The organism is Streptomyces sp. NRRL B-24572, assembly GCF_002156145.1.
Taxonomy (GTDB): Bacteria; Actinomycetota; Actinomycetes; order Streptomycetales; family Streptomycetaceae; genus Streptomyces; species Streptomyces vietnamensis.
Genome location: NZ_MWIG01000777.1, coordinates 1 through 9,754 on the forward strand (window position 1 = coordinate 1; position 9,754 = coordinate 9,754).

Here is a 9,754-nt window from a genome sequence, read left to right on the forward strand (position 1 = left end):
GCCTGGGCGGCGACGCGGGGCAGCAGTCGGGCGACGATCTGCTCGTGGTCGGCGCCGGTGTCGAAGTCCATGTTCAGCGTGATGAGGTCGATCGCGGCGAGGGCCACCTCGGCCATCGCGTAGACCGTGTACTCGCCGGCCAGATTGGCCTTGCGCGCGTCGAGGTCGTGCAGCGGGGCGGTGCACGCGAGCGCGCGGAGCCGCCGCGCGAGCCCTTCGTCGGCGGCCGGGCCCTGCGCGGGGCGCGGCCCCGCGCTGAGCTGGGGCGGAGCGAGGTCCGTCGAGGCAGGCGAAGTCACGGTGCACAGATTAGGTCCTCACCCTGACAACGGTCGAAACGGCGCAGATACGACCGGCCCTCTCGGTAGCCTCGTACGGGCTGTGCCGTCAGCCGGCGAGGCCTGCCGGATCGTCGACGGCCTGGGCGTAGGCGGCGGCCACGCGCGTGCGTGAGTCGTCGAGGTAGCGGGCGAGGAGTCGCTCCGCCGAGGCCCGTTCACCGGCGCGCAGGGCGTCCAGAATCTCCCGGTTCCTCCGGAGATAGGGCTCGTGGAGTGCGCGCGGGGCGTCGACGACGTGGAAGGCGAGGCGGAGTTCGGCGAGGACCCCTCGCATCAGCTCGTCGGTGCGGGCGCTGCCCGCGAGGGCGACGAGCTCGCGGTGGAAGTGGATGTTGGCCGTGGAGACGCCCGTCCAGTCGTCGGCGCGGGCCGCGGCCTCGCCCTCGGCGACGGCGGCGGCCAGGCCGGCGACGGCGAACGGCGGCTGCCCCAGGCCCCGCACGACGGCGCACTCGACGAGCCGGCGGGTGCGGTAGATGTCGTCCACGTCACCGACGGCGAGGACGCGGACGAAGACGCCCCGGTTGAGCTCGTGGACGAGCAGGCGCTCGTGGGTGAGGAGCCGGAAGGCCTCGCGGAGTGTGTTGCGGGACACACCGAGGGCGCCGCCGATGCTCTCCTCGGAGAGCCGGGCGCCGGGCGGGAAGTAGCCCTCGGCGATCCGGGTGCGAAGGATGTCCGCGACCCGCTCCGCCGTGCTCGTGCGCCCGAGCAGTGCGCGGTCGTCCGCCAGTCCCCCGGCTCCACTCACGTCCACAGCACCCCGTCCCTTCCGTCGTCCGCGGCCGAGTCAACCGCAGAAACCGGGAAGCGACAACACGCCTCTTGTCGGATCGTTGAACAATCCTCTACCTTGACGGCACCGCACGGTTCCTCGGTACGTCTCTCAGGCACGCCTCCTTCTCCTGCGAGGTGCAGATGAGCACGACACAGACCCGGCAGCACTCCCAGGGCGAACGGCCCGACGACACGGGCGCGTTCGCCTGGCTGCGCGGCCTCGGGCCGCGCGGCCGCCGCGCGTTCGGCGGCGCTTTCGGCGGATACGCCCTGGATTCCTACGACTTCTTCACCCTGCCCCTGTCGATGGTGGCCATCGCCGCCTCCTTCGGCCTCGACAAGGGCCGGACCGGCCTCCTGACCACCGTCACCCTCGTCGTCTCGGCGGTCGGCGGCGCGCTCGCCGGCGTCCTCGCCGACCGCGTCGGCCGGGTGAAGGCGCTGATGGTCACGGTCGTCACGTACGCGCTCTTCACCGTGCTCTGCGGCTTCGCCCCGAACTACGAGACCCTGCTGGTCTTCCGGGCGCTCCAGGGCCTGGGCTTCGGCGGCGAGTGGGCCGTCGGCGCGATCCTGGTCGCCGAGTACGCCTCCGCGAAGCACCGGGGCCGGACGCTCGGCACCGTCCAGAGCGCCTGGGCGGCCGGATGGGCGCTCGCGGTGCTCGTGTACACCCTGGTCTTCCAGTGGGCCGAGGCGGATCTCGCCTGGCGGATCCTCTTCTGGACGGGCGCGCTGCCCGCACTCCTCGTCGTCTACGTACGGCGGAACGTGGAGGACGCCCCGCAGGCGACCGAGGCCCGTCGGGCCGGCGCGGGGCGCGGCTCGTTCCGGGCGGTGTTCCGTCCCGGCCTGCTGCGCACCACGCTCTTCGCGATCCTGCTCTCGACCGGCGTCCAGGGCGGCTACTACACGCTCGCCACCTGGGTCCCGACCTTCCTGAAGACCGAGCGCGGCCTGACCGTGGTCGGCACGGGCGGGTATCTGACCCTGCTGATCTCCGGGGCCTTCACCGGCTATCTGACCGGTGGATACCTCACCGACCGGCTCGGCAGGAAGAAGAACATCGTCCTCTTCGCCGTGCTGTCCGCGGTGTCCGTCCTCGCGTACACCCACCTCCCCGCCGGGGCGAACACCCTGCTCCTGCTGCTCGGTTTCCCGCTCGGCTTCTGCATGTCGGCCATCTTCAGCGGCTTCGGCTCCTTCCTCGCGGAGCTGTACCCGACGGCGGTGCGCGGCACGGGGCAGGGGCTCACGTACAACACGGGGCGCGCGGTCGGGGCCGTCTTCCCGACCCTGGTCGGCTTCCTCGCCGAGGGCTGGGGCGTGGGCGGAGCCCTTGTCTTCGGCGCCGTCGGCTACGGCCTGGCCGTACTGGCGCTGCTCGGACTGCCCGAGACCCGGGGGAGGGAACTCGTATGAGCAGGGCGGTGGTTCTCGATCCGCGCGAGGCACGCGCGCGTGCCCGGGCCGGGACGGCGGGGCCGACGGCCGGCTGGGCGCCGGGCCACGCGCAGGCCAATCTGATCGCGGTGCCCGCGGGCTGGGCGTACGACGTACTGCTGTTCTGCACCCGCAACCCGCGCCCCTGCCCCGTGCTCGACGTCACCGACGCGGGCTCCTGGACGACCTCGCTCGCCCCGGACGCCGATCTGCGCACGGACGTCCCGCGCTACCGGGTGTGGGAGCACGGCCGGCTCGTCGACGAGCCGGCGGACGTGCGCGCGTACTGGCGGAGCGATCTGGTCTCGTTCCTGATCGGCTGCAGCTTCACCTTCGAAGGGGCGCTGGCCGGGGCGGGGGTGCCGCTGCGTCATGTCGCACAGGGCCGGAACGTCTCGATGTACGTCACCGACCGGGCCTGCCGGCCGGCGGGCCGGCTGCACGGGCCGATGGTGGTGTCGATGCGGCCGGTCCCGGCGGAGCTCGTCCCGGTGGCGCGGCGGATCAGCGGTCTGCTGCCCGCCGTCCACGGGGCCCCGGTGCACGCGGGTGATCCGGCGGCCCTCGGCATCCGGGACCTGGACCGGCCCGACTTCGGGGACGCGGTCGAGGCCGAGCCGGGGGACGTGCCGGTGTTCTGGGCCTGCGGGGTCACCCCGCAGGCGGCCGTGATGGCCTCGCGCCCGCCGTTCGCGATCACCCACGCCCCGGGCCGGATGTTCGTCACCGACGTCCGGGACGAGCACTACCGCATCGCCGTCTGAACGGCGCCGACCCGTACCACCGCACCACCAGGTGAGAGAGGAAGCACCACATGACCTGGGTCCCGATCGATCTCAACGCCGATCTCGGCGAGGGCTTCGGCCGCTGGACGCTGACCGACGACGAGCAGCTCCTGTCCGTCGTCACCAGCGCCAACGTGGCCTGCGGCTTCCACGCCGGGGACGCGGCCACCATGCGGCGGGTGTGCGAGCTCGCGGCGGCGCGCGGGGTACGGATCGGGGCCCAGGTGTCCTACCGCGACCTGGCCGGCTTCGGGCGGCGCGCGATGGACGTCCCGGCGGCGGAGCTGGCCGCCGAGGTGGCCTACCAGATCGGCGCCCTGGAGGTCTTCGCCCGGGCCGCGGGCTCGCGCGTCTCGTACGTGAAGCCGCACGGGGCGCTCTACAACCGGGTGGTCCGGGACGCGGAGCAGGCGGCGGCGGTCGTCGACGGCGTGCTGCTCGCGGACCGGACGCTGCCGGTCCTCGGTCTTCCGGGGTCCCGGCTGCACGAGGCCGCCGCCGCGGCCGGGCTCCCGGTCGTCGCCGAGGCCTTCGGCGACCGGGCCTACCGGGCGGACGGCTCCCTGCTGCCACGGGGGCAGGAGGGGGCCGTCGTCACGGACCCGGACGAGGTCGTCGAACGGGCCGTGTCCATGGCCCGGTTCGGGGTCGTCACGGCGCACTGCGGGAGCTCCGTCGCCGTCCGGGCCCGGTCGCTCTGCCTGCACGGGGACACCCCGGGCGCGGTGGGCCTCGCCCGGCGGGTCCGGGAGCAGCTGGAAGCCTCCGGCGTGCGCGTGGAGGCCTTCGCGTGAGGGTGCTGAGGGTGGGCGACCGTGGCCTCCTGGTGGAACTGGACGACGGCGGGGCGACGGAGGCCTTCCACGCCGAGCTGCTGCGGCGGCGGGCGGCCGGTGCGCTGCCCGCCGTGCGGGAGATCGTGCCGGCGGCGCGGACCGTGCTCCTCGACGGGGTGGAGGATCCGCGGCGGCTCGCGTCCGAGCTGACGGGATGGGAGCCGGCGCCGCTCCACGCACGCGTGGCCGAGACCGTCGAGGTGCCGGTCCGCTACGACGGGCCCGACCTGCCGGAGGTCGCCGCGCTGTGGGGGGTGTCGGTGGAGGCGGCGGTACGGATCCACACGGCGGCCGAGTTCCGGGTCGCCTTCTGCGGGTTCGCGCCCGGCTTCGGCTATCTGACGGGGCTCGGCGAGCGGTACGAGGTGCCGCGCCGGGCCACGCCGCGCACGGCCGTCCCGGCCGGCTCGGTCGCCCTGGCGGGGCCGTACACGGGTGTCTACCCGCGCTCCTCCCCCGGCGGCTGGCAGCTGATCGGCACCACGGACCTGGTTCTCTGGGACGCCGAGCGGGAACCGGCCGCGCTGCTCACGCCCGGCACCCGGGTCCGGTTCACGGCAGGGGGCGGGCGATGAGCGACCGGGCCTTCGCCGTCGTCCGGGCCGGGGCGCTGACCACCGTGCAGGACCTGGGGCGCGCGGGGTACGCGCACCTCGGCGTGCCCCGCTCGGGCGCCCTCGACCCGGCGGCCGGGCGCCTCGTCAACCGGCTCGTCGGCAACGCCGAGGACGCGGCGGTCCTGGAGACCACCGTCAACGGGTGCGCGCTGCGGCCCCGGTGCGCGGTGACCGTGGCGGTGGGCGGCGCGCCGTGCCCGGTCCGGGTGGACGGCCGTCCGGCCGCCTGGGGGACGACGCTCCGGGTCGCGGCCGGGTCGGTCCTGGAGGTGGGCGCGGCCGTGCGCGGACTGCGCTCGTACGTGGCGTTCGGCGGCGGGATCGCCGTCGCGCCGGTGCTCGGCAGCCGCTCCACCGACCTGCTGTCGGGTCTCGGCCCGGCGCCGCTGGCGGAGGGGGCGGTGCTGCCGCTGGGAGCGGCCACGGCCGTACGGGGGTCGGTCGACGCTCCCCCCTGGCCGGGCCCGCCGGACGAACTCGTCCTGCGGGTCCGGCCGGGTCCCCGGGACGACTGGTTCACCGGTGCGGCGCTGCGCACCTTCAGCACGCGCGCGTACCGGGTGTCTCCGGCGAGCAACCGGATCGGGCTGCGGCTCGAAGGGCCGTCCCTGGAGCGGGCCGTGCCGGGTGAGCTGGCGAGCGAGGGCATGGTCCTGGGCGCGGTGCAGGTGCCGCCGGACGGGCGCCCGGTGGTGTTCCTGGCGGACCACCCGACGACCGGGGGCTATCCGGTGGTCGCGGTCGTACGGGAGGCCGACCTGGGCACGGCGGCGCAGGCGGTCCCGGGGACGCCGGTGCGGTTCGTGCCGGTGCGCTGAGGGCTCGGGGGGGCCGACGGTTCAGAGGGGTGGCGGGCCGTAGCCCCCGCCGCCGGGGGTGCGCAGGACGAGGACGTCGTCGGGGCCCACCTCCGTGGTGGCGGCGCCTTCGAGGTGTTCGACGGTGCCGTCGGCGCGTTCCACGAGGTTCTCGCCGAGGGCGCCCGGCTCGCCGCCCGCCATCCCGTACGGCGGGACCCTGCGGTGTCCGGTGAGGAGGGCCAGCGTCATCGGCTCCAGGAAGCGCAGCCGCCGTTCCACTCCGTGGCCGCCGCGCCAGCGGCCGCGCCCGCCGCTGTCCTCCCTTACCGCGAAGGCGTCGACGCGGACCGGGTGGCGCCACTCCAGGATCTCGGGGTCCGTGAGCCGGGAGTTGGTCATGTGGGTCTGGACGGCGTCGGCGCCGTCGAAGCCGTCCCCGGCGCCCGAGCCGCTCGCGACGGTCTCGTAGTACTGCACGCGCGCGTTGCCGAAGGTGACGTTGTTCATGGTGCCGGAGCCCTCGGCCTGGACGCCGAGGGCCGCGTAGAGCGCGCCCGTGACGGCCTGGGAGGTCTCGACGTTCCCGGCGACGGTGGCCGCCGGGGGGACGGGGGCGAGCATGGAGCCGGGCGGGACGCGGACCTCCAGGGGCTCCAGGCAGCCGCTGTTGAGCGGGATGTCCTCGTCGACGAGGGTGCGGAAGACGTACAGGACGGCGGCCATGACGACGGCGGTGGGCGCGTTGGCGTTGCCGGGTAGCTGGTCGGAGGTGCCGGTGAAGTCGAGGACGGCGGAGCGCCGTTCGCGGTCGACCCGGACGGCCACCTCGATCACCGCGCCCCCGTCGGTCTCGTAGCGGTACGCGCCGTCGTCGAGGCGCGCGACGATGCGCCGTACGGACTCCTCGGCGTTGGCGCGGACGTGCCGCATGTAGGCCTGGACGACGTCGAGACCGAACTCCTCGACCGTGCGGCGCAGTTCCTCGATGCCCTTCTCGTTGGCGGCGATCTGGGCGCGCAGGTCGGCGAGGTTGGTGTCCGGGTCGCGGGAGGGATGACGGGCACCGGTGAGCAGGGCGCGCGTCTCGGTCTCGCGCAGCCGGCCGTCGCGTACGAGGAGCCAGTTGTCGAAGAGGACGCCCTCCTCGTCGACGGTCCGGCTGAAGGCGGGCATGGAGCCGGGGGTGATGCCGCCGATCTCGGCGTGGTGTCCGCGCGAGGCGACCAGGAAGCGGAGTTCCTGCCCCTTGTCGTCGAACACCGGGGTCACGACGGTGACGTCGGGGAGGTGGGTGCCGCCGTGGTACGGGTCGTTGATCGCGTACACGTCGCCGGGGCGCAGGTCGTCCCCGCGTCGGCGGAGCACCTCCTTGATGGACTCCCCCATGGAGCCGAGGTGGACGGGGATGTGGGGGGCGTTGGCGATCAGGTTGCCCTCGGCGTCGAAGAGGGCGCAGGAGAAGTCGAGGCGTTCCTTGATGTTGACGGACTGGGCGGTGTTCTCCAGGCGGACGCCCATCTGCTCGGCGATGGACATGAAGAGGTTGTTGAAGACCTCCAGGAGGACGGGGTCCACGTCCGTGCCGGCGGCCACGCGCGCGGGGCGGGGGACGACGCGGTGCAGCCTGAGGTGGCCTTCTTCGGTCGCCGTGGCCCGCCAGCCGGTGTCGACGACGGTCGTGGCGTCGGCCTCGGCGAGGAGCGCGGGCCCGTCGACACGGTCGCCTGGCCGCAGGTCCTCGCGCCGGTGGAGCGGGGTGTCGTGGGGGGTGCCGGCGCTGTGCATCCGGACGGTGGCGAGGGGCGCGAGGGCGCCGGTCCGCTCTCCGGTGTCCACGAGGACCGGGCCGTGCGGTCCCGCCGTGCCGACGGCCTCGACGACGACGGCCTCGACGACGAGCGGCCGGTCCAGGGTGAAGGCGTACCGCGCACGGTGAACGTCCGTGAACGCGGTTTTCAGCTCGTCGGGTGGTGCGAGGTCGACGGGAAGGCTCGCGTCCGTGCCCGCGTACCGCAGGAGTACGCGCGCGTGTGTGGTGATCGCCTCGTCCGGCAGTCCGTCGGCGCGCAGCTCCCCGCGGGTGCGGTCGGCGAGTTCGGCGCAGAGGGCGGTCACACGGTCATGGGTGCCGTCGGCGTCGAGTTCGGCCTCGACGGACCGCTCCCGCATCGCGGTCGCGTCGGCGAGCCCGATCCCGTACGCCGAGAGCACTCCGGCCAGCGGGGGTACGAGGACGGTGTCGATGCCCAGGGCGTCGGCGACGGCGCAGGCGTGCTGGCCGCCGGCGCCGCCGAAGCTGGTGAGGGCGTACCGGGTGACGTCGTGGCCGCGTTCCACGGAGATCTTCTTGACGGCGTTGGCCATGTTGAGGACGGCGATCTCCAGGAAGCCGGCGGCGACCTCCTCCGGGGTGCGGCCGCCGCCGACCTCCTCGGCGAGGGCGGTGAACCGCTCCCGTACGACCTCGGCGTCGAGGGGAAGGTCGCCGCTCTCGCCGAAGACGGCGGGGAAGTGGGCGGGTTGGACGCGCCCGAGCATGACGTTGGCGTCGGTGACCGTCAGGGGGCCGCCGCGGCGGTAGCAGGCGGGTCCGGGGACGGCGCCGGCCGAGTCGGGGCCGACGCGGTAGCGGCGGCCGTCGTAGTGGAGGACGGAGCCGCCGCCCGCCGCGACGGTGTGGATGCTCATCATGGGCGCCCGCATGCGCACCCCGGCGACCTGCGTGCCGAGTTCACGCTCGAAGGCGCCCGCGTAGTGCGACACGTCGGTGGAGGTGCCGCCCATGTCGAAGCCGATGACGCGGTCGTGTCCCGCCTGCGCCGAGGTGCGGGCCATGCCGACGACGCCGCCCGCCGGTCCCGACAGGACGGCGTCCTTGCCGCGGAAGTGGGCGGCCTCGCGGAGCCCCCCGTTGGACTGCATGAACATGAGGCGGATTCCGGCGAGTTCGCGGGCGACCTCGTCGACGTACCGGCGCAGGATCGGCGAGAGGTAGGCGTCGACGACGGTGGTGTCCCCGCGCGGGATCATCTTGATGAGCGGGCTGACCTCGTGCGAGCAGCTGACCTGTGTGAAGCCCGCGGCGCGGGCCGCCTCCGCGACCCGGGTCTCGTGCTCGGGGTGCCGGTAGCCGTGCAGGAGGACGACGGCGGCGGAGCGGAAGCCGTCGTGGTGCGCGGCGGCGAGCGCCTCGGCGACGGCGGTCCCGTCGAGCGGGCGGACGACGCCGCCGTGGGCGTCGATCCGCTCGGGGACCTCGATCACGCGCGCGTACACCGCCTCGGGCAGCACGATGTGGCGGTCGAACAGCCGGGGTCGGTTCTGGTAGGCGATGCGGAGCGCGTCGCGGAAGCCCTCGGTGACCAGGAGCACGGTCGGTTCGCCGCGCCGCTCCAGGAGGGCGTTGGTGGCGACGGTGGTGCCCATCTTGACGACGGCGATCCGGTCGGCGGGGACGGGTTCGTCCGGGCCGAGGCCGAGGAGGAGGCGGATGCCGGCGACGGCCGCGTCCCGACTGCGTGTGGGGTCGTGGGAGAGCACCTTGCGGGTGACGAGCCGGCCGTCGGGCCGTCGCCCGACGACGTCGGTGAAGGTGCCGCCCCGGTCGATCCAGAACTCCCAGCGCCCGGTCATCTCCCCATTGTGGCCGCGAGCGCCGCCGCGAGGGCGTCTTCCGCGCGCGCGTCGAGGGGTGCGGTGCCGGTGCCGTCGGCCCAGTGGCGCAGTTCGGCGCCGGCGAGCAGGAGGAGCTGCGGGAGCAGGTCGCGGCTGCGGCGCAGGACCCAGCCGGTGCCGGCGGTGGCGAGCCAGAGCAGGGCCTCGGTGCGGGTCGGCGGCGGCTGGGCGGGCTCCGTCGAGGGCGGGGCGCCGTGGACGAGTCCCCGGGCGGCGAGGAGCCCGTGGAAGCCGGCGGCGACGGCCCGGTGCCCGCGCTCGCCCGGGTGGAGCCGGTCGGCGCTCCACAGGGCGCGGTCCTCGGTCCAGGCGGGGTCGGCGAGGTGCAGGTGGACGGCCCCGTACCGGGCGGACAGCGCGTGCACGACCGCGTTGACGGAGCGCTGGCGGCGGGCGAGCGGGCGCGCCAGGGGCGGCGGCAGCCCGAGCATCCGGCCCGGATCGGGAAGACACGCCGTCAGGAGTACGGCCCCGAGGGCG

General features: G+C 74.7%; 7 protein-coding genes and 2 pseudogenes. 5 read left to right on the forward strand and 4 right to left on the reverse strand.

The window, feature by feature from the left end:
- Positions 1-299: pseudogene (locus CCN56_RS35655) on the reverse strand (hypothetical protein); the annotation flags it as partial.
- Positions 300-387: 88 nt separating this feature from the next.
- On the reverse strand, positions 388-1,098 hold the full coding sequence (locus CCN56_RS35660; RefSeq protein WP_086831909.1) for a GntR family transcriptional regulator: 711 nt from the start codon (positions 1,096-1,098) through the stop codon (positions 388-390).
- A gap of 161 nt (positions 1,099-1,259) precedes the next feature.
- Between CCN56_RS35660 and CCN56_RS35665 the strand changes: the two genes are divergently transcribed.
- The 5 genes from CCN56_RS35665 to CCN56_RS35685 are packed head-to-tail and all read left to right on the forward strand — an operon-like array spanning position 1,260 to position 5,617.
- Positions 1,260-2,540: an MFS transporter gene (locus CCN56_RS35665; protein ID WP_086831910.1), complete on the forward strand. Its 1,281-nt coding sequence runs from the start codon at positions 1,260-1,262 to the stop codon at positions 2,538-2,540.
- Complete coding sequence (locus tag CCN56_RS35670) at positions 2,537-3,325, forward strand: putative hydro-lyase (RefSeq protein WP_086831911.1); 789 nt, start codon at positions 2,537-2,539, stop codon at positions 3,323-3,325. Before CCN56_RS35665 ends, CCN56_RS35670 begins: the two co-directional genes overlap by 4 nt.
- A gap of 50 nt (positions 3,326-3,375) precedes the next feature.
- Positions 3,376-4,140, forward strand: coding sequence for a LamB/YcsF family protein (locus CCN56_RS35675; protein WP_086831912.1), 765 nt, complete (start codon positions 3,376-3,378; stop codon positions 4,138-4,140).
- Complete coding sequence (gene pxpB / locus CCN56_RS35680) at positions 4,137-4,757, forward strand: 5-oxoprolinase subunit PxpB (RefSeq protein WP_086831913.1); 621 nt, start codon at positions 4,137-4,139, stop codon at positions 4,755-4,757. Before CCN56_RS35675 ends, pxpB begins: the two co-directional genes overlap by 4 nt.
- Positions 4,754-5,617, forward strand: a complete 864-nt coding sequence (locus tag CCN56_RS35685; RefSeq protein ID WP_086831914.1) for a biotin-dependent carboxyltransferase family protein — start codon at positions 4,754-4,756, stop codon at positions 5,615-5,617. The genes pxpB and CCN56_RS35685 overlap by 4 nt, the downstream gene beginning before the upstream one ends.
- 21 nt (positions 5,618-5,638) lie before the next feature.
- On the opposite strand, the gene CCN56_RS35690 is transcribed toward CCN56_RS35685, so the two are convergent.
- A complete protein-coding gene (locus CCN56_RS35690; RefSeq protein WP_086831915.1) occupies positions 5,639-9,232 on the reverse strand; it encodes a hydantoinase B/oxoprolinase family protein in 3,594 nt (1,197 codons plus the stop codon).
- A pseudogene (locus CCN56_RS35695) lies at positions 9,229-9,754 on the reverse strand (SGNH/GDSL hydrolase family protein); the annotation flags it as partial. The pseudogene CCN56_RS35695 and the gene CCN56_RS35690, both read right to left, overlap by 4 nt.

Coding starts and splice junctions, on each gene's coding strand:
- CCN56_RS35665 (WP_086831910.1), top strand. CDS start 1,260: ATGAGCACGACACAGACCCGGCAGCACTCCCAGGGCGAACGGCCCGAC.
- CCN56_RS35670 (WP_086831911.1), top strand. CDS start 2,537: ATGAGCAGGGCGGTGGTTCTCGATCCGCGCGAGGCACGCGCGCGTGCC.
- CCN56_RS35675 (WP_086831912.1), top strand. CDS start 3,376: ATGACCTGGGTCCCGATCGATCTCAACGCCGATCTCGGCGAGGGCTTC.
- CCN56_RS35685 (WP_086831914.1), top strand. CDS start 4,754: ATGAGCGACCGGGCCTTCGCCGTCGTCCGGGCCGGGGCGCTGACCACC.
- CCN56_RS35690 (WP_086831915.1), bottom strand. CDS start 9,232: ATGACCGGGCGCTGGGAGTTCTGGATCGACCGGGGCGGCACCTTCACC.